The organism is Gluconacetobacter tumulisoli (assembly GCF_014174155.1).
GTDB classification, from domain to species: Bacteria; Pseudomonadota; Alphaproteobacteria; order Acetobacterales; family Acetobacteraceae; genus Gluconacetobacter; species Gluconacetobacter tumulisoli.
The window spans coordinates 110,922-135,865 of record NZ_JABEQM010000003.1; the positions used below are offsets into that span (position 1 = coordinate 110,922).

Below are 24,944 nucleotides of genomic sequence, written 5' to 3' on the forward strand. Positions count from 1 at the left end.
TCATGACAGAAACGAAATGCCCCGTGGTGATCGTGGGCGGCGGACAGGCGGGCCTGTCGCTCAGCTGGTATCTCTGCCGCCTGGACGTGGCCCATGTGGTGCTGGAGGCCAGGACCGCCTGCCATGCCTGGGAAGACGAACGCTGGGACAGTTTTTCGCTGGTGACGCCCAACTGGCAATGCGACCTGCCGGGCCACCCCTACCGGGGTGACGATCCGCACGGCTTCATGGTCAAGCAGGAAATCGTGGAGTACGTGCAGGGCTTCGTGAAATCCTTCGATCCGCCGCTGCGGTGCGGCGTGCGCGTGACCGACGTCAGCCGTGCGGACGGGGGCTATCGGGTGGAAACGACCGATGGCGTCTATGTGGCCGCGCACGTCGTGATCGCGACCGGCGCCTATGGCGAGGCGGTCATTCCCGGATATGCCAGCGCCATCGATCCGGCGATTACGCAAATACATTCCCAGGCCTATCGCAATCCGCACGCCCTGCCCGAGGGCGCGGTGCTGGTCGTCGGCAGCGGGCAGTCGGGCGCGCAGATCGTCGAGGATCTGCATCTGGCGGGACGCAAGGTGCATCTGTGCGTCGGCAACGCGCCGCGGGTCTCGCGTTTCTATCGGGCGCGCGACGTGGTCGACTGGCTTGCCGACATGAAATTCTACGACCTCACCGTCGACCGGCATCCGTTGCGCGACGGGGCGCGGGACAAGACGAACCATTACGTCACCGGCCGCAATGGCGGCCACGATCTGGATCTGCGCCAGTTCGCCCTTGAAGGTGTCGACCTGCACGGCAGCCTGAAGAACATTCGTGACGATGTCGCATGTTTCGGAAACGACCTGGCTGAAAACCTGGACGACGCCGACCGGACCAATGCGAACATCAAGGCGTCGATCGACGCCTATATCGCCCGCGAGGGCATCACGGCGCCGACGGAGGCGCCCTATGTGCCGGTCTGGACGCCGGACGGGGGAAATGCGTCGCTGGACCTGAAGGCGGCGGGCATCACCAGCATCATCTGGTGCATCGGCTTTCGGCCCGATTATCGCTGGATCGACGTGCCGGTGTTCAACGGGCGGGGGCAGCCGGTCTGGCATCGGGGCGAGACGGAACAGCCCGGCCTGGCGTTCCTGGGCCTGCCCTGGCAGCACACATGGGGATCGGCACGGTTTTCCGGCATTTCCCGCGATGCGGCCTATCTGGCGGGCAGGATCGTCGGGCGTCCGGTGCCGGTCGCCGATGCGTCGTCGGCCCGCCTCGGGGCCCTGGTCTGAAACCCGCCAGAGACCACCGGCCTCTGAAACCGATCTGTTGATCCATGATCGGGGTCCAGGGCCTCAGGCCCTGGCGGTTCGGGCGAAGCCCGATTGCTGGCGCAACACGCATTGGAACCGATCATGTTTCCCTGGACAACCCACCGCGACATGATGGCGGCGTATCGCGCCGATCCCGACGGGTTCTGGCTGTCGGCGGCGCGCAATATCGCCTGGACGCGCCATCCCGAGGGAGCCGCCACGCGGCGCGCCGACGGATGGCATGACTGGTTCGCCGGCGGGTGGCTGAACAGCTGCTACAACGCTGTCGATCGCCATGTCGATGCCGGCCATGGGGACCGAGACGCCCTGATCTGGCATGGGGAGGCGGTCGGGGCGACTGAAACCCTGACCTATGCGACGCTGCGTGCACGGGTTGCGGGGTTCGCGGGCGGACTACGCGACCTGGGTGTCGGGAAAGGGGACCGTGTCCTGGTCTCCATGCCCAGCCTGCCCGAAACCGTGATCGCCATGCTGGCCTGCGCCCGCCTGGGCGCCATCCATGTCGTCGTCTTCGGGGGCTATGCCGCGCGGGAACTGGCGGCGCGGATCGACGACACCACGCCCAAGGTCGTGATTTCCGCGACATGCGGGTTCCAGGGGCGAACCATGGTGCCCCACATGCCGTTGCTGGAGGAAGCCCTGGCGCTGGCGGCCCATCGTCCGTCGGCCTGCGTGGTTCTGCGGCGCCCGGCCTGTCCGGTCACGCTGCGGCCCGGTCGCGACCATGATTTCCACGCGCTGGAACATCACGCCCCGGCCGACCCGGTCGCGGTGCGGGCCGAGGATCCACTTTATATTCTGCATACCTCGGGTACGACCGGTTCGCCCAAGGGGGTCGTGCGCGACAATGGGGGTCATGCGGTGGCGCTGACCCTGTCGATGGAACTGATCTATGGCATGGCGCCAGGTCAGGTGTTCTTCACCACGTCCGACCTGGGCTGGGTGGTCGGGCATTCCTATGCGGTCTATGCGCCGCTGCTTGCCGGCTGCACCAGCCTGTTTGCCGAAGGACCGCTGGATGCGCGGACCATCCTGCCGCTCTGCGCCCGGCATCGCGTGCGGATTCTGTTTACCACGCCGACCAGCCTACGCCTGATGCGTCGGCAGGCGGCCGACGGCCCGCTGTCCGGCGGCCCGGACCTGGCGGCGGTGTTCGTGGCGGGGGAACGGTCGGACCCGGACCTGCTGGCCTGGGCGGAGCAGGGCCTCGGCCGGCCGGTCCTGGACCATTGGTGGCAGACGGAAACGGGATGGAGCATCGCGGGGCCCTGTCTCGGCCTTCGGGACGCGGACCTGACCGCGCGGCCGGGACCGGGTTTCGACCTGCATGTCGGTGCCGCCGACGGGATGCCGGCGCGGGAAGGTGAATTTATGCTGCGCCTGCCCCTGCCGCCGGGATGCCTGTCGGGGATCTGGCGCGGCGGGGGGGCGTTTCCGGCACGGTACCTGGACCGCACCCGGCAATTCTATCGGACGTTCGATGTCGGCGCGCTGGAAGTGGACGGTACGGTCCGGCTGACGGCGCGGGTGGACGACGTCATCAAGGTCGCCGGCCGGCGCATCGCCAGCGGCCAGTTGGAAGACGCGATCGCGGCCCATCCCATGGTGGGCGAATGCGCGGTGGTGGGGGTGCCCAGCGGGCTGCGGGGCGAAATTCCGGTGGCCTATGTCGTGCCCTCGGTCCCGGCCGCGACGGTTCCGGGGCTGGGTGCGGAATTGGTGGCCCTGGTGCGCCGGCAGGTCGGCCCGTTCACCGGTTTGCGGGACGTCGTCTTCGTCGACAGCCTGCCGCGCACGCGTTCTGGCAAGATCGTCCGCCGGGCGTTGCGCGACGGGCCGCCACGTGTCGAAGCCCGGGCCATCCACGCCCTGTAGGAGGAAGACCGCATGTCCGAAACCCGTCTCCCCGTGCCGCCCTTTACGGCCGAGACCGCGATCCGCAAGGTGCGCGGCGCCGAGGATGGCTGGAACAGTTGCGACCCGCATCGCGTGTCGCTGGTCTACACGCCCGACAGTTTCTGGCGGAACCGGTCGGAATTCATCCAGGGCCGTTCGGCGATCATCGCCTTCCTGACCCGTAAATGGCAGGCGGAACTGGAATATCGGCTGGTCAAGGAGCTTTGGGCCTTCACCGACAACCGGTTGGCCGTCCGCTTCGCCTATGAATGGCATGATGCGGCCGGAAACTGGTTCCGGTCCTACGGCAACGAAAACTGGGAATTCGAGGCGAACGGACTGATGCGCCGGCGCTTCGCCTGCATCAACGACCTGCCGATCCGCGACGACGAGCGCAAATTCTTCTGGGACCGCGCAGGGCCGCGTCCGGCCGATCATCCGGGCCTGTCGGACCTGGGACTGTAGGTCCCGGGATTACAAGACCCGGGATCGCAGGAAGCCGGCAAGGGCCAAGGCCCTTGCCGGAGCGCGTCATTCGTCGCCGGGGATCAGTCCGCGATGGCGCAGCATCGGGGTGATGTCGGGATCCTTGCCGTAGAAGGCGCGGAACATCGGCCCGTAATCCTGCGTATGCCCGCGCGAGAGGATCATGTCGCGGAATCTCTGCCCGTTTTCGCGGGTCAGGCCACCATGGGCACGGAACCAGGCGAAGGCCGCGTCGTCCAGCATTTCGGTCCACAGATAGGCATAATATCCGGCCGCATAGCCATTCGCCCAGATATGCAGGAAATAGCTGGATCGATATCGCGTGGGCACGTCCTTCGTATCGAGGCCCATGCGGTCCATCGACGCGGCTTCGAACCAGTCGACGTCCTGGCGCGGCGTGCCGGGCTTGATCATGTGCCAGTCCATGTCCAGCTTGGCGGCGGTGATGATTTCGCCCAGCGCATAGCCCTGGTTGAAACGCGCGGCCTTCTTGATCTTGTCGACCAGGACCTGGGGCATGGGCGCGCCGGTCTGGTAATGCTTTGCGTAATGCGCGAAGACGGTCGGATCCAGCGCCCAATGTTCGTTGAACTGCGACGGAAATTCGACGAAGTCGCGCGCGACCGCCGTGCCGGACAGGGTCGGATAGGTCTGGTCGGCGAACATGCCATGCAATGCGTGACCGAATTCGTGGAACATCGTCGTGACGTCCTCGAAGCTGATCAGCGCGGGCTGGCCCGGTGCCGGCTTGGTGAAGTTGGCGACATTATAGACGACCGGCTTCGTGCCCAGCAGATGGGACTGCCCGACGAAGTTGGACATCCACGCGCCACCGTTCTTGTTGTCGCGCTTGAAATAATCGAAATAGATCAGTGCCAGCGGCGACCCGTCCTTGTCCGAGACCTCGAACACCCGGATATCCGGATTGTAGACGGGAATGTCCTTCCGTTCCTTGAACGAAATTCCATAGAGCTGGTTGGCGGCGAAGAACACGCCGTCGCGCAGGACAGTGTCGAGTTCGAAATACGGCTTCACCTGATCCTGGTCGAGATCGTACTGCGCCTTGCGCACCTGTTCGGCATAGAGCTGCCAGTCCCAGGGTTCGGGCTGGAAATCCTTGCCGTCCTTCCGGATGGCGGACTGAATATCCGCGACCTCGCGCTTCTGCTCGGCCAGGGTCGCGGGGACCAGCTGGGCGATGAAATGCTGCACGGCATCCGGTGTCCGGGCCATCTGGTCGTACAGGACATAGGACGCATAGTCCGGATATCCCAGCAGCGCCGCCTTCTGCGCGCGCAACTGCGCCAGTTCCGCGATGGTGGCGCGCGTGTCGCCGGCGTCGCCGCGTTCCGCGCGCAGCCATCCGTTGGTGAACAGCGCCTTGCGGGTGTCGCGATTTTCCAGCGTCTGCAACGCCGGCTGCTGCGTCGTGTTCTGCAGCGGCAGGACCCATTTGCCGGCCAGCCCGCGATCGTGCGCGGCCGACGCCGCGGCGGCGATGGCGGCGGTATCCAGCCCGGCCAGCGCCGTCTTGTCCGACACCACCAGCGCGCCGGCCTTGGTCGCGGTCAGCAATTTTTGCTGGAAGACGGTCTCCAGCGTCGACAGGCGCGTATTCAGGCGCCGCAGCGTGGCCTTGTCCCTGTCGGGCAGCTGGGCGCCGGCATGGACGAATTGCTGGTGATAGATTTCCAGCAATTGGGCCTGCTCGGGATCCAGCTTCAGGGTCGCACGGGTGGCGTAGATCGCCTGCACGCGCGCGAACAGTTCGGGATCGAGATAGATCGCGTCCTGATGCTGCGCCAGCAGGGGGGCGATGGCGGCCTGCGCCTTGTCCAGCGTCGGATTCGTATTGGCCTGGTAGACCCCGTAGAAGGTCTCGGACACGCGGTCGAGCATCCGTCCGGATCGTTCCATCGCCACGATCGTATTGTCGAAGGTCGGCGCGGCGGGGTTGGCGGCGATTGCCCGGATTTCGGCCCGCTGCGCCTTCATGCCCAGCAGGAAGGCGGGCTGATAGTCGCTGTCATGGATCAGGTCGAACCGGGGGGCCTGAAACGGCAGCGTGCTGGTGGCCAGGAAGGGATTGGCGGCGGCCCGGGACGGCGCGGGCGCGGTGGACCAGCCGGCCAGGCAGGTGACGATGGCGGCAGTACGAAGCCAGACGGCGCGGTTCATTCATTTTTCCTTCTGCGGTGTTTCCCCGCTGGGCGGTTCGGGGAACCTGATGTACCCCGAACCGCCCGGGCGGCGGCAGCATGGCCGAAGGAAGGGCAAAAAACCACCCGTGTCCGGAATGGCCGATGTGGCGCCCTATCGGGACAGGGCGGGATAATCGACATATCCCCCGGGGCCGGAGCCGTAGAATGTCGCGGGATCGGCCGGGGTCAGCGGTGCGTCGTCGCGCAGGCGCGCGGGCAGGTCGGGATTGGCGATGAAAGGCTTGCCGAACGCGGCCGCATCGGCCCAGCCCGCGTCCAGCGCCGCCTGGGCCGATGCGCCGGTGAAGCCTTCATTCGCGATATAGGGGCCGCCGAACGCGGCCTTCAGGCGCGGGCCCAGGCTGTCCGGCCCGACGGATTCGCGCGCGCACAGGAACGCGATCCGGCGCCGGCCCAGTTCGGTCGCGACATGGCCGAAGGTCGCGGCGGGGTTCGAGTCCCCCATGGAATGGGCATCGCAGCGCGGCGCCAGATGCACGCCGACGCGTCCGCCCCCCCAGACCGAAATCGCCGCGTCCGTGACCTCCAGCAGCAGGCGGGCCCGGTTTTCGATCGATCCGCCATAACGGTCTGTGCGGTGGTTGGTGCTGTCCTGCAGGAACTGGTCCAGCAGGTAGCCATTGGCGCCGTGGATCTCGACCCCGTCGAAGCCGGCCTGCCGCGCATGCGCCGCGCCCTGCCGAAACGCCTCGACGATTCCCGGGATTTCCCCGATGCCCAGCGCGCGGGGGGTGACGAAGGGCCGTTCCGGCCGCAGGAGGCTGACGTGACCCCGGGGGGCGATGGCGCTGGGTGCCACGGGCAGGTCGCCGCCCAGCAGGGAGGGGTCGGAAATGCGCCCGACATGCCACAACTGCATGAAGATCCGCCCACCGGCCCGATGCACGGCCTGCGTGACCTGCCGCCAGCCCGCGACCTGCTCGACGCTCCAGATTCCCGGCACGCCGCGGTAGCCGACGCCCTGTGGGGAGACCGGTGTCGCTTCCGACAGGATCAGGCCCGCCGAAGCGCGCTGCACGTAATAATCGGCCATCAGCGCGTTCGGGATATGGGTATCCCCCGCACGCAGGCGCGTCAGCGGCGCCATGACGACGCGGTTGGGCAGGATCAGGTCGCCGATGGTCAACGGGTCGAACAGGGTTGGCATGATGGTGTCCTTACACAGGGTGGATCAGATAGAGTAGACCGGTCGTCTTGAATGGATGGCGGCCGATATGCCGCTTCACGCTGGTGTCGGGGGCGGGGTGTCAGGGGGGCAGGGCCAGCAGGATCCGCGTGGTCGCCAGCGCCTCGTCGAACGGCTGACTGTTGCGGGTGAATTTGGCCAGCAGCGTCGCGCCCAGCCATAACTGGTACAGGACCATCGCCAGATGCCGGGGATCGTCCACCGGTGGCAGGGAACCGTCATCGCCCCCCGCCGCGATACCCCGCCCAACCCGGGCCACGATCTGGCGGGTGCCGTATTCCAGAATCGCGCGCATGCCTTCCGACAGGTCGCAGACTTCCGCTCCCAGCTTGACTGCCAGGCATTGGCCACAGGCATCGCCGCCGGCATGCCTGTCGCGCCAGCCCTGCCAGTAGCGCATCAGGCGTTCCGCCGCGCTCCCGTTCGGGTCGGACAGGATCGCATCGATTTGTACCAGGCCGGTCGTGAAATACTGCTCCAGCAGGGCTTCGCCGAACGCCTCCTTGGAAGCGAAATAATGATAGAACGATCCCTTGGGCACGCCGGCGGCGCACAGGATCTCGGTCAGTCCGACGGCGGAAAATCCCTTGCAGCCCAGGATCGGCCGGGCCGTGTCCAGAATATGCTGCCGAACGTCTTGCGGGGCGGGAGATGTGTTCACCCCGGGCACGCTACATCTGATTAGACCGGTCGTCTAGAGGGATGCAGCGCTCGTTCCACGGCGGGTTTCACAAAAGGGAGGATAAATTTTTCATATCTGGTGCGTAAATGTAATTAGCACTATTGAATGATGTTTTATGTCGACCGGTAGAGATCCGATCGTATGATGCTGATCGTGCTATGGGTTGTCGGGGTATCGAAGGGGACTGTCGATGATGCGGCGAATGTGGGGCTGGCAACGATGTAGCGCGATGCGCTGCGGACGCCGGGACGTACCGCACGTCCCGTATTGACATGCCGGGAGCGAACCTGCCGGCGACGCCCGCCGGTGTGCGGGATATCCAGGGCAGAAGATCATGCAGACCTCCACGATCATCGAAATCGACGGAATTTTCCTTGGCGCCGCCATCCTGCTGGATGGACCGGCGCGACGCTTCTACGCCGCGCATGACAGCGTGCGGTCCCTTCATAACGAAACCCTGCCGGACCTGGCCGCGCTGACCCGGCGGGTCGCGCAGCAGTTCCAGTGCAGCCGGGCGCGGCCGGCCGCGAGCTGACGCCGAGACGGGCAGAGGTGCGGCGTCCGGACGTACCGGGCCGTACGGGAAATCGCGATATGACCCATGTTCAATCACCCCGGGGCCGCATGGTCGCGCGGTGTGCCTCGCCGGTCCGGCCGGCGCATGATCGGGCGGGGGGCCGGACGCCTGTCGCGATGACGGTGTCGGGGGCCGCGGCAGGCGTCGCGGCAATGGGCCTCGCCGCGTGGCTGGTCCAGGCCGCCTGGACCGGCGGGCTGACATTGCGCGACCTGTCCGAGGCGACGGCCTGCCTGTTCGCGTTCTAGGGCAGGCTGCGCGACCGTCGCCGATGGGAACGCCGGATCGTCGTCACGGCATCGATCGCATGATGGCGATCGTGTCGGTGCGGCTGGGCCGGGCAGGGCCGTTCCGGATCCACGCCACGCCGGAAACATCGTTGAATCCGGGGAATTCCACAGGAAGTTTCCGATAGAAGCGCCATAGCCCCCGGGCCTTGGTGGCCCATTCGGTCGTGAAGACCAGACGCAGCGTATCCGACGGGACGATGGCCGAGATCTGGCCGTCGGTCTCCAGGATGTCATGCGGAAGCGCCAGGTCGTTTTCCTGGAGGAAGGCGTCGAAATGGACGCGGTTCAGCAGTCCGGTGCAGGGCAGGATCCAGGGCCGCGCCAGCAGATATGTCCAATCCATGGCCTGGGCCTCGGTAATGGGATCGTCCAGGGATGCCAGCACGACGTAGGGATCCTTGAGGACGGGGATCGTCTCGACCGTGGCCGGGTCGAAGCCGGACAGGCTGCCCAGGAAGAAATCGAAGATGCCGGCGTGAAGGCCGCGTACCAGGGCGATGCGGTTGTCGCGGCAGGCGCTGAAGGTGACGTGGGGATGCTGGCGCTTGGCCTCCAGGATGACGCGGCGCAGGAAGGGTTGCAGGGCGATGGTCGCGTAGCCGATCGAGATGCGTTCGGGCACCGTCCGGGTAATGGTGGCGACGTCCCGGTCCAGGCTGGACATTTCCTCGTCGATCCGGACGGCCGCCGCGATATAGCGGCTGCCCCGTGAGGTCGGCAGCAGGCGCCCGCGCGTCTTCTGGAACGGCGGGAAGCCCAGCGTCTGCTCGATGTCCTTCAGCGCCTTGGACACGGCGGCGAAGGAGATGCCCAGGACCCGGCTCGCCCCCCGCATGGACCCGGTGTCATGGGTGGCGCGCAGCAGGCGCAGCTGGCGCAGGGTCAGGGACGGACCAGCCGATTTCATGGGTTTCTCCAGTCGTCAGGCGAATGCGTAGAGAGGGCCCGGCTGTGACGCGATCGACCGGGCGATGTCGATCACGGCCTGGACCGACGGGCGGGGACGGGGCGCGCCGCTCCAGGCCAGGCCGGAGGGCAGGCGGGTCTGCGGCAGGACGACGTCCAGCCGGCGGAACCGTTCCTCGATCTGGCAGGCCGCCGCCGCGTGCGCGGTCGTCAGGATCAGGCGATACCTGTCCAGGTCCCCGCGTTCGAAGAACAACCCGTCGGTTTCGATGACGTCCAGCGGCATGGGCATGTCCATCTGCCGCAGGAAATTCGCGAAATAGGTGTGGTTCGCCATGTCTCGACCGGGCAGCAGCCAGGGGCGCGCGGTCAGGAATTTCCAGTCCCGGGCCTGCCGGTCGGTGATCGGGTCGTCGATGCCGGACAGCACCAGATATTCGTCGTGGCACAGCGGCAGGTTGCCCAGATCCTGTTCCTGCGCCAGGCCGGCGATGCTGCCCACGAACATGTCGATCATGCCGGAACGCAACTGCCGCAGCAGCGACGGGCGCACGCCGCGCGCGGCGGACACCGTCAGCAGCGGGTGCCGCCGTTTCGTCTCGATCAGCAGGTCGCGCAGGAACGGCCGCAGTCCCGTGGTGGCATAGCCGATGGTCACCCTGTCGCTCAGTCCGCTACGCGTGTCGCTGAAGGCGACCTCCAGCGCGTTCAGTTCATCCTGGATGCGCAGGCCTGCCGCGACCATCAGCGCCCCCTTTTCGGTCACGGACAGCTTGCCGTCCCGTAGTGCCAGCAGGTGGTCGCCTACCAGCATTTCCAGCTCCGCAAAGGATTTGGAGACGGCGCCGATCGAGACATGCAGCCGTTCGCTGGCGGCCTTCCTGCTGCCGGTTTCGGCCAGGGCCGCAAGCAGTCGGAAATGTTTCAGGGTCAGGTTCCGCATCGCGTCAGGTCTCGTGCCGCAGTCCGGGAATTGCGGGGCCGAAAAGGGGTGTGCCCGCGGATTCAACATATGGTTGAATACCATAAACCTTATTTCTCTGGAATGAACCGGAAATGCGACGTTACGATGACGGACAGGAAAAATTCATGCGCCACAGGATCTGGTCGAATGAATATTCCTAGAAAAAATCGCGATCTGATCTGTCTTCTCGGGCTTTTTTAAATTCTTGATTCATTTCGATCGGGGCAGGATATGACCAACACGGTTGCGATATCGAAGCAAAGCAGGGCCACGCGGAACATCGCGGCGGCGACCGTCGGCAACGCGCTGGAATTCTACGATTTCACGGTCTATGCGGCCTATGCGACGACGATCGCGCGGGTGTTCTTTCCGGTCGGCGACTCCTTCGTCGGCTTGCTGCTGTCGGTGGCGACCTTCGGGCTGGGATTCCTGGCGCGCCCGCTGGGGGCCGTGATCATCGGTATCCATTCCGACCGCCGGGGCCGCAAGGCGGCGATGACCATGACGATCTGGATGATGGCGCTGGGCAGCCTGATGATCGCCGTCCTGCCGGGCTATGACCGGATCGGGATCCTGGCGCCGCTTCTGCTTGTCGTCGCCCGTCTGGTACAGGGGTTTTCGACGGGCGGTGAAATGGGGCCGGCGACGGCCTTCCTGGTCGAGAGCGCCAGCGCGCGCCGGATCGGCCTGGCCGGCAGCTGGCAGATCGCCAGCCAGCAGGGCGGGACGTTCCTGTCCGGCCTGCTGGGTCTGATCCTGGGCCTGTCGATGCCGCCGGCGGCGGTCGAATCCTGGGGATGGCGCATTCCCTTCCTGCTGGGGGTGCTGATCGCGCCGGCCGGATACTGGATCCGTCATTCCGTCGACGAGACATTGGAAAGTTCGGTCACCCTCGACGGCGCGGGGGCGGTGATGCGCCGGCTGGTGCGCGACATGCCCGGGCGGGTCGGCGCGGCGGTGCTGATGATCGCCGGGGCGACCGTCTCGCAATATTTCTTTCTCTACGGGACGACCTACGCCATTCGCACGCTGCATTTCTCGGCAGAATTCGCGCGCACCATCAATCTGGTGCTGGGGGTCGTCGGGCTGGTCTGCGCGCTGGCCGGCGGCTGGCTGGCAGATCGCCATGGCGCGCGTCCCGTCGTGGTCGCGGCCCGGCTGGTGATGGCGGCGGCACTCTATCCCGGGTTCATGGTCGTGATGCATGACCCGCGGCCGGCGGTGTTCCTGGTGGTTCTGGCGCTGCTGATGATGGCGCATGGAATCGGCAGCGGCGCGGCCATCGTCATCCTGGCCGGGCTGTTTCCCATGGAGGTCCGGACGCTGGGGACCGGTCTGTCCTATGCGCTGGCGGTCACGATCTTCGGCGGCACGGCGCAGCTTGTCTTCACCGCGCTGATCGGCGTGACCGGTAGCCCGATGTCCTGGCTCTTCTACATCATCGCCCTGTCTTTCGTGTCCGTGGTGCCGCTGCTGTCCGGACGGATGATGCGGGTTTTCGACAATCCGGGCGGCGAGGCCGGCGCGGACGCGCCGGATGCGGCACGGGTGACAAGCTGAACGGACCGGGTGACATCGGACCCGGCATCAGGATGGAACACATGAACATGCGCAATAGCGAGGGGATCTGGCAGGCCGTCGACGACAAGGCCGCCGCGTTCTGCGCGCTGTCCGACCGGGTTTGGGATGCGCCCGAACTGGCCTATGACGAATTCACGGCCGTCGACGCACACACCGCGATGCTGGAGGCCGAGGGGTTTCGCATCACGTCCGACATCGCGGGCATCCCGACCGCCGTGATGGGCGAGGCCGGCGAGGGTGGCCCGGTGATTGCCATCCTCGGGGAATATGACGCCCTGCCCGGGCTGAGCCAGGAGGCAGGCGTCGCAGAACACCGCCCGGTGCCGGGGCCCGGCCATGGCCATGCCTGCGGTCACAACCTGCTGGGCGCGTCGGCGCTGCTGGCCGCGACGGCGGTCAAGGACTGGCTGCGGGCCAATGGCATTGCGGGGCGCGTTCGCTATTACGGCTGCCCGGCCGAGGAAGGCGGGGCGGCGAAGACATTCATGGTGCGCGCGGGTGTCTTCGACGATGTCGATGTCGCCATCTCCTGGCATCCCGCGTCATTTTCCGGGGTCAACGCCCCGCTGTCGCTGGCCAACACGCGCATCGATTTCACGTTTTCCGGCCGGGCGTCCCATGCGGCGGCGGCCCCGTACCTGGGGCGGTCGGCGCTGGACGCGGCCGAACTGATGAGTGCCGGCGTGAACTACATGCGCGAACACATGCCGTCGGGCGCGCGGGTGCATTCCGCCTATCTCGACGCGGGCGGGGTCGCGCCGAACGTCGTGCAGTCGCGGGTGGTGGTCCGCTACCTGGTCCGGGCCGAGGATTTGTCGGAACTGACGCCCCTGGTGAACAGGGTGCGCAGGATCGCCGACGGCGCCGCCCTGATGACGGGCACATCGGTGACGACCCGGGTGGTCAGCGCGGTGTCGAACCTGATGGGAAATGCCCCGCTGGAGGCCGCGATGCACCGGCATTTCGAACGTCTGGGGCCGCCGGTCTTCGACGATGCCGACCGCGCATTCGCGGCGGAGATCCGCAAGACCCTGACCGAGGCGGATATCCGCGCGGCCTATACCCGCATGGGAATTCCCTACCGGCCGGACGCGGTGCTGTGCGACCTGATCGCGCCGCCCTGCGCCGAAGGCGACGGGACGTCCGGGTCGACGGATGTGGGGGATGTCAGCTGGGCGGTACCGACGGTGCAGGCCCGGGGTGCGACCTGCGCCATCGGGACGCCGTTTCATTCCTGGCAGCTGACCGCGCAGGGCAAGGCCCCGGCGGCCCACAAGGGCATGATCCATACCGCCAAGGTCATGGCCGGGACGGCGATCGAGGTCATTCGGGACAACGCGTTGCTGCAGGCGGCCACGCAGGCCCATCGGGACCGGCTGGCCCGGCATCCCTACGTGTGTCCCATGCCCGACGACGTGGTGCCGCCGATTCGAAAACGCATGGAATCGTTGTAAGAGGCAGGAGAGCCGAGAGTGCGAAACGAGTATTCGGTTCTGGAGAAGATCCGGACCTATCAGGGAGAGCTGGCCGCGTTCCGCCAGGACCTGCATGCCCATCCGGAACTGGGCATGGAGGAATTCCGGACGTCCCAGAAGGTCGCGGACAAGCTTGCGGAATGGGGAATCGCCGTGCATCGCGGGGTTGGAGGGACCGGCGTCGTTGGCGTGCTGCGCGCGGGCGACGGCCCGGCCTCGGTAGGGCTGCGCGCGGATATGGACGCCCTGGCGATGCAGGAGACCGGCAATCGCCCATATAGCAGCGGGACCGCGGGCCGCATGCATGCCTGCGGGCATGACGGCCATACCACGATGCTGCTGGGTGCCGCGAAATATCTTGCGGAAACCAGGGATTTCGACGGGACGGTGAATTTCATCTTCCAGCCGGCCGAAGAAGGACGGGGCGGCGCCGAGGCGATGCTGGAGGACGGGCTGCTGACGCGGTTTCCCTGCGACCGTATCTTCGGGATGCATAACTGGCCGGGCTATCCGGTCGGCAGCTTCGCCATCAATTCCGGCCCGGTGATGGCGGGGGGTGGCTTCTTCGACATCGTCGTGACAGGGCGAGGCGCACATGGCGCCCGGCCCGAGGAATCGGTCGACCCGGTCCTGACGGCGTGCCACATCGTGACGGCGCTGCAATCGATCGTCGCGCGCAACGTGGCGCCACGGGACACCGCCGTGCTCAGCGTCACGAAAATCGTCGGCGGCGACGCCCACAACGTCATTCCACAGGTCGCGCGGATTGGCGGGACATTGCGGGCGTTCGACCCCGCGCTGCTGGCGCGGATCAAGGAGCGCATGGCGACGGTCGCATCCGGTGTCGCCATGGCCTTCGGCGCCACGGCCGAACTCAGCTTCGGCGTGCGGTTCGCCCCGACGGTGAATGATGAAGAGTGCGCCAGGGAGTTTGCCGACGCCGCCCAGGATATCGGCGGCGAGATCACGGTTGACCGCGCCATGGCGCCGGTCATGGGATCGGAGGATTTCAGCTTCATGCTGGAGGCGGTTCGCGGGGCGTATATCTGTATCGGCAATGGCGATTCCGCCCCGCTGCATCACCCCGACTACGATTTCAACGACGAGGCCATCGCCTATGGCGCCTCCGCCCTCGCCAGGGTGGTGGAACGCGTGATGCAGCCCCCCGGCTGAACAGGGGCAGGTCCGCGCAGGCGGATACGCGCGACCTATATTATTATGATATCGAAATAAAAAATCTGACTGACAGATCACTGAAAAAGGAATATATCTTATGTCCTGGAAAAATCATCCCCTCCGATGCCGACGGCGTATGTCGGCCGGACTCGCCGCCCTTCTGGGCACGTCGGTGCTCTCGACGGCGGGCATGGCGGATCCGGTCGCCGGCAGCCGTCGTCCGATTCAGGCGGCGAAGGGGACGGCCGCCGTTTATGCGGGTGGACATCGCGTGCCGGTGGTTCAGGCGGTCGCGGCATCGGGCAGCGAGGACGTGGTCGTCAACGATGTCCGGCGCGCCTTTCATTTCCAGGCGGCGCAGACCCAGGCGGATTCCGCGACCCACATGACGGCCGAGACGATCATCCGCAAGGGTGTGGTCGGCCTGACGGATTTGCAGAATCTGGCGCCGAACGTCACGATCCAGAGCGAAAATGGCGGGGCGACGACGAATTTCTACGTTCGTGGCGTCGGCATGCAGGATCTGACCCAGAACAACACGCAATCGATCATGACCTATATCGACGACGTGGCGTATCCATTGTCGACGATGGCGTCGGGCATGATGTTCGACCTGGCCGGGGTCGACGTCAATCCCGGTCCGGTGGGTTTCGAGCACGGTCAGGCCGACAGCGGCGGCGAGATCCTGATCCACACCGCCGACCCGACCAGCACATGGCATGGCGGGGTGACCCAGGATATCGCAAGCTATGCCCGCAGCCGGACCGACCTGTTCATTTCAGGGCCGATCGCCAGGGGGCTGTCGTTCCGGATCGCCGGCCAGACGATGCATGGCGGCGGCTGGCAGTATAATCCCCAGACCCACGCGCATCTGGGCGACGCCGACGAGGGGGCCCTGCGCGCCAAGGTGAAATGGACGCCCGACAGCAAGACGGACATCATGCTGACCGGGCACTGGCTGCAGGACAATTCGGAGGTCGTGACCGGAAAGCCGGCGCTGAACTTCCTGTCATCGCAATTCATACCGACCTTGCCCTACCAGCAGGCGGAGTGGGACATCCAGCCCGGTTTCGCGAAGCTGATCGGCCGGTCGCCGGACCTGAAGCCCAGCGAGCACAATACGATCTGGGGCGCGGACCTGAAGATGTCGCGCGACCTGGGTTTCGCATCGCTGCAGAGCATCAGTGCCTACGAAACCGTGCGGGAAGGGGAATTTACCGACGCGGACGCGACCTCCGCGCCGACAGGAGATACCTATCGCAATATCAACGCCAATTCCTTCTCGCAGGAATTGCGGCTGGCGTCCAAGCGGGCCAGCGATCCGCTGCAATGGGTGGTGGGCGCGTATTACAATCGCGTGCGCGTCTATCAGCAGATGTGGTTCGATTTCACCGGCTACGTTCCCAAGCGCGGCTATGTCTCGGAAACGCCGTTCCACCAGAACCAGCAGACGTTCAACCAGTTCGCGCATCTGTCCTATCGGCTGCCATACCATGTCACCCTGTTCGGCGGCATCAGCCACGAGGCGGACGACCGGCAACTGGTCAATCTGTCGACCATCCATTTCGCCAGTGGCAATGCGTATCAGCCGACGACGGTGGTGGCGAATTTCGCCAATTCCGGGGCGGCCGCGAACCAGTTCAGCGGCGTCCTGGGCGCCCAGTGGCAGGCCACGAAGGATCTGATGTTCTATTTCAAGGTCAGCAAGGGATTCAAGCCGGGTGGGTTCACCGCGAACAACACCGTCGTGCAGGCCCAGCTGGCGCCGATGAAGCCCGAGACGGTGATGGCGTACGAGGCCGGGTTCAAGGCGGATATCGTGCCCAACCGGTTCCGCCTGAACGCCTCGGCGTTCTATTACGGCTATCACGACCAGCAGATCCTGGGGTATTATGTGGTGCCCAGCTACGGACCGCTTGGCCGTTTCGTCAATGTTCCGAAATCCGACATCTGGGGGATCGAGTTCAGCACGGAGATCCATCCGCTGCGCCATGTCTACCTGACGCAGAATTTCGGATATGAACGCGGAAAATACACCAAGTTCCAGAATGTCAGCGTCGCCGCGACCAGTGCCCAGTATGCGCAGACCGGTGTGTGGTCGCCGCTGTATGATACCTATGACGGTACGGATTCCGGGATTCCGAAACTGACCCTGAACGGTTCGGCGGATTATCGGTTCAACCCGCTGCCGTCCTATGAATGGGAAGGCGGGCTGGACTGGATGTATCGCGACACCCAGGCGATGGCCCCGGGCGGCCTCGGGCAGCCGGGCTATCATCTGCCGGCCTATTTCCTGCTGGGGGCGCACATGACGTTCCGACCCACGAAGGGCCCGTGGTCCGCCACGGTCTATGCGTCCAACCTGCTGAATCGCGATTATTTCACCACCGGGGGCATGGCGACCACGACTTATTTCTGGATCCCGGGCCCGCCGCGCTTCATCGGTGGCCGTTTCGGTGTGAATTTCTGATCGCGCACCCGTAATCTGGTCGAACGGAAGGGGAAGAGCCATGCAGAACAGCGACGCGATATGGGATGTCGTCGAGGCGAGGAAGGAGCGGTTCATCGCCCTGAGCGATGCCGTATGGGACGTGCCGGAGCTGAATTATTGCGAAGACCGGTCGTCGGCGCTGCACGAGCAGGCATTGCGCGAGGAAGGTTTCCGCGTCACCCGGAACCTGGCCGGCCTGCCGACCTCGGTGATGGGGGAGGCCGGCGAGGGCGGTCCGGTCATCGCCATCCTGGGCGAATATGACGCGTTGCCCGGCCTGAGCCAGGCGGCGGGCGAGACAGCGCATCGTCCGCTGGCCGGCAGCGGCAACGGGCATGGATGCGGCCACAACCTGCTGGGTTCGGCCGCGGCGCTGGCGGCCGCGGCCGTGAAGGACTGGCTGGCGGACAGCAGGATCGCGGGGCGTGTCCGCTATTACGGCTGCCCGGCGGAAGAGGGCGGCGCGGGCAAGGGATTCATGGTGCGCGCCGGCGTCTTCGACGACGTCGATATCGCCATATCGTGGCACCCGTCCAGTTTCGCCGGGGTCTTTCCCGCGTCCTCGCTGGCCAACCTCACCATCGATTTCACCTTCGTCGGGCGGGCATCCCACGCCGCGGCGGCGCCCCATCTGGGGCGTTCGGCGCTGGACGCGGTGGAACTGATGAATCTGGGGGTCAATTACCTGCGGGAACACATGCTTCCCACCGCGCGCATTCATTACGCCTACCTGGATGCCGGCGGGGTCGCGCCGAACGTGGTGCAGGCCCGGGCGGTGGTCCGCTATGTCGTGCGGGCGACCGAGCTGTCGGACATGCTGGCGCTGGCCGACCGGGTGCGCGCCGTCGCCGAGGGCGCGGCGCTGATGACCGAAACGACGGTGTCGTCCCAGGTCGTCAGCGGGATGGCCAACCTGCTGGGCAACGCGCCCCTGGAACGGGCGATGCAGGCGAATCTGGAGCGGATCGGCCCGCCGGATTTCGACGAGGCCGACCGGACGTTCGCCCGTGCGATGCAGGCGACCCTGACGCGTGACGACATCCTGGCGGCGAAGGCGATGATGGGCCTGGCGCCCGATGACGATCGTCCGCTGTGCGACGAGATCTTTCCGATCGCGCGGATGCGGCGGACGATGCTGGGTTCGACCGACGTCGGCGATGTCAGCTGGACGGTGCCGACGGTCCAGGCGCTGGGGGCGACCTGCGCCATCGGGACGCCCCTGCATTCATGGCAGCTGACGGCACAGGGCAAGTCGCCGCTGGCCCACAAGGGCATGGTCCATGTCGCCAAGGTCATGGCCGCCACGGCGATCGACGTGCTGCGCGACGACGAACTGCGTGCGGCGGCGACGCGGCTTCACGCCGAACAGATCGCCCGGACCCCATATATCTGCCCCATTCCCGACGACGTCGCGCCGCCGCTGCCGGCCGCCTGACGGACGGCGGCCACAGTCACGGGAGGCCCGATGAGGCGGGCTGGGGGGGCTGCGTGGGGCAGGGGGCGGGCTCGATATCCGGCGCGGCCCTTCCCGCCGCCGGGCCGTGCGCGCGGTCGTCGCGGGGATCCGCGTCCTCGCGGGTGGCCACTTCCAGCATCGCGTGGGCGATTTCGCGTTCGCCCATGATGACGGTGCTGGCCCCCAGTTCCCGCAGATGCTCGACCGCGCTGTCGAAATGCGCGCGGGCGATGATCTCCAGCGACGGGTTGGCGGCGCGGGCCTGTTCCACGACCTGGCCGGCCTCGAAGATCTCGGGAATGGCGACCACCAGCAGGTGCGCTGCCTGCACGTTGGCCGCGCCCAGGACGGCCGGGTCGGCGGCGTTGCCCAGGATGACCTCGATCCCGCGGTCGCGCAGGGGCTGGATCAGCGCATCCCCGGTTTCGATCACCAGCAATGGCCAGCCGGCATGCAGCAGCCCGTCGGTGACCAGCGCGCCGACCCGTCCGTAGCCGACCACTACCGCGTGCCCTTCCAACGTGGTGACCGGCCGGATGGTAGCCAGCGCCGTTCCACCGCCCTGCGGCGGGACCGCTGCCGCGTCGCGCCGGCCGGCCCAGGGTTTCAGCAGGGACACCACCAGGAATGCCAGGGGGTTCAGCAGGATCGACAGGATCGACACCCCCAGGATCAGGCTGCGCGCCCGTCCGTCCAGCAGGCCCAGATCGATCCCGAGCGCCGCGAGGATAAACGAGAATTCGCCGATCTGCGACAGGCCGGCCGCGATGGTCAGCGCCGTGCTCCATGTCTGGCGCAGGGCGCGCAGGGTCAGGAAGACCACCGCCGGCGTGCCCACGAAGACGACCGCCAGCGTACCCAGCAGCGGCGCCGGGTCGCGCACCAGGGTCGCGGGATCGAACAGCATGCCGACCGAAATGAAGAACAGCACCGCGAAGGCGTCCCGCAACGGCAGCGTTTCCTCGGCGGCGTGCTGGCTCAGCGCGGATTCGCTCAGGACCATGCCGGCCACGAATGCCCCCAGCGCGAAAGATACGCCGAACAGTTCCGATGCCATGTAGGCGACGCCCAGCGCCACGGCCAGCAATGCCAGCCGGAACAATTCGCGCGAACCGGTGCGGGCCACGTAATGCAATGCCGCCGGGATGACCCTGCGCCCGACCAGCAGCATCAGCCCGACGAAGGCCGCGACCTTGCCCAGCGTCACCGCCAGGGTCAGCGCCAGTTCGGCCAGGCCGGGGGAATGGCCATCCGATTGCGCCCCGCCCCCTTTCAGCAACGGGGCGACCACCGGCAGCAATACCAGCGCCAGGACCGTCATCAGGTCCTGGATCACCAGCCAGCCGATCGCCAGGTGCCCCCGTTCGGTATCCATCAGCCGCTGTTCGTCCAGGGCGCGCAGCAGCACCACCGTGCTGGCCACGCTCAATGCCAGCCCGAAAACCAGCGCGGCGGCGGGGGGCCACCCCATCAGCAGCGCCAGTCCGCCCCCCAGGCCGGTCGACAGCACGACCTGAAGCAGGGTGCCCGGCAGCGCGACCGCGCGGACCGCCAGTAGATCCTTGACCGAGAAATGCAGCCCCACCCCGAACATCAGGAGGATCACGCCGATTTCGGCCAGTTGCAGCGCCAGTTCCTGGTCGGCGACGAAGCCCGGCGTGAACGGCCCGACCAGGACGCCCGCCAGCAGATAGCCGACCAGGACCGAGATCCCCAGCCGGTTGGCCAGCACCCCGAGGAAGAACGCCAGGGTCAGCCCGGTGACCAGGATGGTGATCAGCGGGCTGGCGTGGGTCATGATCGGTGCTCCTTCGTTTCGGTCTAACGAACGGACCCCGCCGGTAGTTGTCGCGTCATGATCGTGGCCGGCATGGGATCATGCGCGAAAGGGGGCGAATTCGGGATCGGTTGCGAAGATGCTGTCGTAATAATCGCGATGGCCCAGGTGCCGGGCGACGTCCTCGTCAACGATGGCCAGGGTGTCCTGGTGGAAGTGCAGGGCGGTCGCGCTGATCATGGACGTGACCGGCCCTTCGACCGCCTGCGCCAGGATGCTGGCCTTGGCGGACCCCGTGGCGACAAGCACGATCCGCCGGGCCTCCAGGATCGTGCCGACGCCCATCGTCAATGCGCGTTGCGGGACGGCGTCGATATCGCCGTCGAACAGGGCGGCGTTCTGCCGCCGGGTGCCGGGCGCCAGCGTGATGTCGCGGGTGCGCGACGTGAAGGGGGAGAGGGGTTCGTTGAAACCGATATGCCCCGTCTCGCCGATGCCGACCAGTTGCAGGTCGATGCCGCCGGCCCGGCGGATGGCGTCCTCGTACCGGGCGGCCTCGGCCACCAGATCGGCGGCCGATCCGTCCGGCAGCATCGTATTCCCGATGGGGATGTCGATGCGCGAGAACAGATGTTCGTTCATGTAGGTCCGGTACGAATGGACGCTGCCCGGTGGCAGGCCGATATATTCGTCCAGGTTGAACGTGCGGCAGCGCGAGAAATCGAGGCCCTCCGCGGCGCTGATCCCGACCAGTTCGCCATACACCCGTTCCATCGTGCGGCCGGTGGCCAGCCCCAGAACGCAGTCCGGCCGGGCCTTGACCAGGTCGGCGATCAGGCGGGCCGTCATTGCCGCGACGGCCCGATCATCGTTCCGCACCACCAATTTCATGCCTGCATGCTCCCAGACCGTTGCATCCATGGATAAGGGGCGATCTCGCCCGTGAGGTCGTCATGGCGGCAAAACAAGATCATATGCAAGCATAAAAACTGACAAAACGATCATAATCGATCATATGCTCCGGTTGACTTGCGCGCCGGGTTTCACGATGGATAGGCCTTTCATCCGGCGGCGCACCGCCCCGGAACGGAGGATGGACGTGCTGCCCGACCGCCTGACGCAGATCCGGCATCATCTCTACCGGCATGGGACGACGGGGATCCACGATCTGGCCCGGGTGGTGAACGCCTCGCTGGCGACCATCCGGCGGGACTTGCAACGGCTGGAGGAGCAAGGGGTCGTCGTGCGGACCCATGGCGGGGCCGCGATCGCGGAATCCGCAGGGTTCGAGGCCGGGTTCGCGACCCGGGAGAACCGGGGGCTGGAGGCCAAGCGGGCCATTGCCGATGCCGCCTTCGCAGGGCTGCGTCCGGGATCGACGGTCTTCCTCGATGCTGGGACGACGGTCCTGCAACTGGCGCGGCGGCTGCGCCTGACCCCGATGAAGCTGACGATCTTTTCCAACAGCATCGCCATCGCGGACACCCTGACGGGGGTGGAGGACATCCAGCTGGTCCTGCTGGGCGGTCGCCTGCGGCATGAAAACAGGTGCGTCGTGGGGCCGCTGGCGCGTCAGGCGATCGAGGGGCTGTGGTTCGACCGGCTCTATCTCGGGGCCAGTGCCATCCAGCCCGACGGCGCGATCGCGACCCCCGACAGCGACGAGGCGGCCTTGAACGCCGCCATGCTGGCGCGGTCCGGCGAGCGCATCCTGCTGGCCGACAGCAGCAAGTTCGGATGCCATTCCACCTATCGCGTCGGAACGTTGGACCAGATCGGACAGGTCCATACCGATACTGGCCTGTCCGCGGACTGGACGCAGCGTCTGCGGCAGATGAACCTGGCCCTGCATCTGGTTGCGGCGGCCGCATCCCGTCCGGCGGAGGAGAACCGACGATGACCGATCTTCAGGGCCGCCTTGTCCTGTCGGACAGGGTCGTCGACGGCACGCTGTCGTTCGACGGGGTGATCCGGTCGATCGACGAACGCGGCGGGGCGGAGGGCCGCTACATCCTGCCGGGCTTTGTCGATGCGCATGTACATGGCGGCGACGGCGCCGACACGATGGACGGCGCGGCGGCGATCCGCCGCCTGTCCCGCTTCCACATGGCGCACGGGACAACCACGATCCTGCCGACCACCATCACCCGTCCTTGGCCGGACGTCATGGACGCGCTGCGGGCGGTGGCGGAGGTCAGGTGCGACGGGGTCGCGGACGGGCCGGCCATTCACGGCGCCCATCTGGAAGGGCCGTTCGTCAGCCCGCATCGCCTGGGCGCGCAGCCGCCCTTCGCCATCGCGCCGGATCCCGCGCATGTGCGCGCGGCGCTGGAGGTCGGGATCGTGCGGGTGGTGACGCTGGCGCCCGAACTGGACCATGCCGACACGGCCATCGCGGCCTTCGCCGCGGCGGGCGTGCGCGTCAGCATCGGCCATACCACCGCCAGCTTCGAACAGACCGAGCAGGCAATCTGCCGGGTCTGCGCGGCGGGCGGGACGGTCGGCGCGACCCATCTGTTCAATGCCATGGGCGGGATCGAGGGCCGTCGGCCCGGACCGGCGGCGGCGCTGTTCTGCAGCGATGCAAGCTTTGCCGAACTGATCTTCGACACCCATCACGTCCATCCCGGCAGCTTCAGGCTGGCGCATCGGGTGATGGGCGACCGCCTGCTGTTCGTCACCGACGCGATGCGTGCCACCGGCCTGGGCGACGGGCCCAGCCAGCTGGGCGGGCAGGACGTGATGATCCGGGACGGGATCGCACGCCTGCCCGACGGCGTGCTGGCCGGCAGCGTCCTGACCTTGGATGTCGCCCTGCGCAATGCCGTGCGGGCCGGGACGACGATCACCGACGCGGCCGCCCTGGTCAGCGGGAATGCCGCCCGCTATCTGGGCCTGGACGATCGCGGGGCCCTGCGGCCGGGCCTGCGCGCCGATTTCGTCGTGATGAACGATGCGTTCGAGGTCGAGGAAGTCTGGGTCGAAGGCGTGCGCCGGCGATAGGATCGTCCGGTCGGGGCGGACCCCGGTCGGGCGCGTTATTGCGGCACCAGCGGGGCCATGGCCTGCCGCGCCCCGTGATCCTTCAGGACATGCAGCCCGAACAGCAGGATATAGAGATAGGCGGGGATCATGATGCCGGCGAAGACGGCCTGGAAATCGTGGAACTGCTTCAGGGCCACGAAGATCTGCGGCAGGACGGCCCCGCCCGAGAACGCCATGACCAGGTAGGCCGAAGCCCGCCCCGTGGCATTGCCCATGCCGCGGATGGAAATCGGAAACAGGGTCGGCAGGATCATGGCATTCGCCAGGCCCAGCAGCGCCACGCAGGCGACGGAGGCATATCCGCTGGTCAGGAAGGCGCAGACCGTCAGGACGATGCCAGTTGCCGCCGACACGACCAGGCAGCGTTCCTGCGACAGCAGGCGCGGCACGAACAGCAGCCCGCCGACATAGCCGACCATCATGGCCGCCAGCGTCAGTGCGGTGAAGAATTTGGTCGTATCCAGCGGCAGGCCGAAGCCCCGGCCGTAGGTGCCGATGGCATCGCCCGCCATGACTTCGACGCCCACGTACAGGAACATGCCCAGCACGCCGAACAGCAGGCGCGCCCGCGGCGGGGCGGCCTGGCATGATGCGGACAGGGGGGCGCCGGCGGTCGTCCCGGCTGCGGCGGTTGCCTCCAGATCGATGTCCGGCAGGGAGGAGCGCAGGACCCAGGCCGACGCCAGCAGCAGGACCAGCGCCATGCCCAGATAGGGCAGGTACACGGCATGGGTGAAGCCGTCGAGGATGCGGTCACGCGCGATGGGATCGGTCGTGGCGCGAATCCGGTTCGCGACCCCGCCGATGTCGCGCATGACAAGGACCGCAAGGGCGATCGGCGCGACGATGCCGGCGAATTTGTTGCACACGCCCATGATTGCGATGCGCTGGGCCGCGTTCTCGATCGGGCCGAGGACGCTGACATAGGGATTGATCGTGATCTGCAGCAGCGACAGCCCAGCGCCCAGTACCACCAGCCCGCCCAGTGCCCCGGGATACCAGCGCAGGCTGATGAACTGGCCGAACAGGGCCACGCCCGCCGCCATGACCACCAGGGCCAGCGCCAGCCCTTTCTTCAGGCCCGTCCTGGCGGTGATGAACGACGCCGGCACCGGGAACAGGAAATAGGACAGGTAGAACACCAGCGGGATCAGGAAGGCGCTGACGTCGCTGATGTCGAATGCAACCTGCACGAACGAGATCAGCGGCCCGTTCAGCCAGGTGACGAAGCCGATCATGAAAAACAGGCTGCCCAGCATCACGATGGGCAGCCAGCCATAGGGGCCGGCGGGACTTTTGAATCGAGCGGGCATGGGTGGTCGTTCTTTCGGTTCTGCGTGGTCGAGGGCATGATGCATGCCTGTTCTGTATCCGTCACGAATGACGGATTCGTTTTGTCAAAAAAATACGCTATTGAC

General features: G+C 66.6%; 20 protein-coding genes. 12 read left to right on the forward strand and 8 right to left on the reverse strand.

Annotated elements, in window-relative coordinates; translation table 11 throughout:
* Positions 1–2: 2 nt before the first annotated feature.
* From HLH28_RS04790 to HLH28_RS04800, 3 genes are all read left to right on the forward strand, one after another.
* On the forward strand, positions 3–1,274 hold the full coding sequence (locus HLH28_RS04790) for an MSMEG_0569 family flavin-dependent oxidoreductase (RefSeq protein ID WP_182955299.1): 1,272 nt from the start codon (positions 3–5) through the stop codon (positions 1,272–1,274).
* 123 nt (positions 1,275–1,397) lie between these two features.
* Entirely contained in the window at positions 1,398–3,191 is a 1,794-nt protein-coding gene (locus HLH28_RS04795) for an AMP-binding protein (protein ID WP_182955302.1), read from the forward strand.
* 12 nt (positions 3,192–3,203) lie between these two features.
* Positions 3,204–3,677 carry a nuclear transport factor 2 family protein gene (locus tag HLH28_RS04800; RefSeq protein ID WP_182955304.1) on the forward strand — a complete coding sequence of 158 codons (474 nt, stop codon included), beginning with the start codon at positions 3,204–3,206 and terminating at the stop codon, positions 3,675–3,677.
* Between the two features lie 66 nt (positions 3,678–3,743).
* Here HLH28_RS04800 and HLH28_RS04805 read toward each other — a convergent pair whose 3' ends face one another.
* The 3 genes from HLH28_RS04805 to HLH28_RS04815 form a co-directional block, all read right to left on the reverse strand.
* Positions 3,744–5,876, reverse strand: a complete 2,133-nt coding sequence (locus tag HLH28_RS04805; protein ID WP_182955307.1) for a M3 family metallopeptidase — start codon at positions 5,874–5,876, stop codon at positions 3,744–3,746.
* Between the two features lie 135 nt (positions 5,877–6,011).
* Positions 6,012–7,067, reverse strand: a complete 1,056-nt coding sequence (locus HLH28_RS04810; RefSeq protein ID WP_182955310.1) for an alkene reductase — start codon at positions 7,065–7,067, stop codon at positions 6,012–6,014.
* Between the two features lie 100 nt (positions 7,068–7,167).
* Positions 7,168–7,767: a TetR family transcriptional regulator gene (locus HLH28_RS04815; protein ID WP_182955312.1), complete on the reverse strand. Its 600-nt coding sequence runs from the start codon at positions 7,765–7,767 to the stop codon at positions 7,168–7,170.
* 355 nt (positions 7,768–8,122) lie between these two features.
* Between HLH28_RS04815 and HLH28_RS04820 the strand changes: the two genes are divergently transcribed.
* Both HLH28_RS04820 and HLH28_RS04825 read left to right on the forward strand, forming a co-directional pair.
* On the forward strand, positions 8,123–8,323 hold the full coding sequence (locus HLH28_RS04820) for a hypothetical protein (RefSeq protein ID WP_182955315.1): 201 nt from the start codon (positions 8,123–8,125) through the stop codon (positions 8,321–8,323).
* Positions 8,324–8,382: 59 nt separating this feature from the next.
* Positions 8,383–8,613: a hypothetical protein gene (locus HLH28_RS04825; RefSeq protein ID WP_182955317.1), complete on the forward strand. Its 231-nt coding sequence runs from the start codon at positions 8,383–8,385 to the stop codon at positions 8,611–8,613.
* A gap of 43 nt (positions 8,614–8,656) precedes the next feature.
* On the opposite strand, the gene HLH28_RS04830 is transcribed toward HLH28_RS04825, so the two are convergent.
* Positions 8,657–9,562: a LysR family transcriptional regulator gene (locus tag HLH28_RS04830; RefSeq protein ID WP_182955320.1), complete on the reverse strand. Its 906-nt coding sequence runs from the start codon at positions 9,560–9,562 to the stop codon at positions 8,657–8,659.
* Positions 9,563–9,577: 15 nt separating this feature from the next.
* Positions 9,578–10,504: a LysR family transcriptional regulator gene (locus HLH28_RS04835; RefSeq protein WP_182955324.1), complete on the reverse strand. Its 927-nt coding sequence runs from the start codon at positions 10,502–10,504 to the stop codon at positions 9,578–9,580.
* 252 nt (positions 10,505–10,756) lie between these two features.
* Between HLH28_RS04835 and HLH28_RS04840 the strand changes: the two genes are divergently transcribed.
* The 5 genes from HLH28_RS04840 (at position 10,757) to HLH28_RS04860 (ending at position 18,683) form a co-directional block, all read left to right on the forward strand.
* Positions 10,757–12,085: an MFS transporter gene (locus HLH28_RS04840; RefSeq protein ID WP_182955327.1), complete on the forward strand. Its 1,329-nt coding sequence runs from the start codon at positions 10,757–10,759 to the stop codon at positions 12,083–12,085.
* 47 nt (positions 12,086–12,132) lie between these two features.
* The gene (locus tag HLH28_RS04845; protein WP_182955992.1) at positions 12,133–13,560 is read left to right on the forward strand and encodes an amidohydrolase; all 1,428 of its coding nucleotides are present in this window, start codon (positions 12,133–12,135) and stop codon (positions 13,558–13,560) included.
* An 18-nt stretch (positions 13,561–13,578) separates the two neighbouring features.
* Positions 13,579–14,754, forward strand: coding sequence for a M20 aminoacylase family protein (locus HLH28_RS04850; RefSeq protein WP_338029657.1), 1,176 nt, complete (start codon positions 13,579–13,581; stop codon positions 14,752–14,754).
* A gap of 139 nt (positions 14,755–14,893) precedes the next feature.
* Positions 14,894–17,227, forward strand: coding sequence for a TonB-dependent receptor (locus HLH28_RS04855; RefSeq protein WP_246395679.1), 2,334 nt, complete (start codon positions 14,894–14,896; stop codon positions 17,225–17,227).
* Between the two features lie 40 nt (positions 17,228–17,267).
* Positions 17,268–18,683: a M20 family metallopeptidase gene (locus HLH28_RS04860; protein ID WP_182955331.1), complete on the forward strand. Its 1,416-nt coding sequence runs from the start codon at positions 17,268–17,270 to the stop codon at positions 18,681–18,683.
* A 16-nt stretch (positions 18,684–18,699) separates the two neighbouring features.
* Here the strand turns inward: HLH28_RS04860 and ybaL are convergent, their stop codons facing one another.
* Both ybaL and nagB read right to left on the reverse strand, forming a co-directional pair.
* Complete coding sequence (ybaL, locus tag HLH28_RS04865; RefSeq protein ID WP_182955334.1) at positions 18,700–20,502, reverse strand: YbaL family putative K(+) efflux transporter; 1,803 nt, start codon at positions 20,500–20,502, stop codon at positions 18,700–18,702.
* Between the two features lie 78 nt (positions 20,503–20,580).
* Positions 20,581–21,372, reverse strand: a complete 792-nt coding sequence (gene nagB / locus HLH28_RS04870; protein ID WP_182955336.1) for a glucosamine-6-phosphate deaminase — start codon at positions 21,370–21,372, stop codon at positions 20,581–20,583.
* Positions 21,373–21,574: 202 nt separating this feature from the next.
* Between nagB and HLH28_RS04875 the strand changes: the two genes are divergently transcribed.
* Together HLH28_RS04875 and HLH28_RS04880 are read left to right on the forward strand one after the other, a co-directional pair.
* Positions 21,575–22,381: a DeoR/GlpR family DNA-binding transcription regulator gene (locus HLH28_RS04875; protein WP_220789936.1), complete on the forward strand. Its 807-nt coding sequence runs from the start codon at positions 21,575–21,577 to the stop codon at positions 22,379–22,381.
* The gene (locus tag HLH28_RS04880; protein ID WP_182955340.1) at positions 22,378–23,484 is read left to right on the forward strand and encodes an N-acetylglucosamine-6-phosphate deacetylase; all 1,107 of its coding nucleotides are present in this window, start codon (positions 22,378–22,380) and stop codon (positions 23,482–23,484) included. The genes HLH28_RS04875 and HLH28_RS04880 overlap by 4 nt, the downstream gene beginning before the upstream one ends.
* Before the next feature lie 35 nt (positions 23,485–23,519).
* Here HLH28_RS04880 and gluP read toward each other — a convergent pair whose 3' ends face one another.
* Entirely contained in the window at positions 23,520–24,839 is a 1,320-nt protein-coding gene (gene gluP, locus HLH28_RS04885) for a glucose/galactose MFS transporter (protein WP_182955343.1), read from the reverse strand.
* Positions 24,840–24,944: the final 105 nt, after the last annotated feature.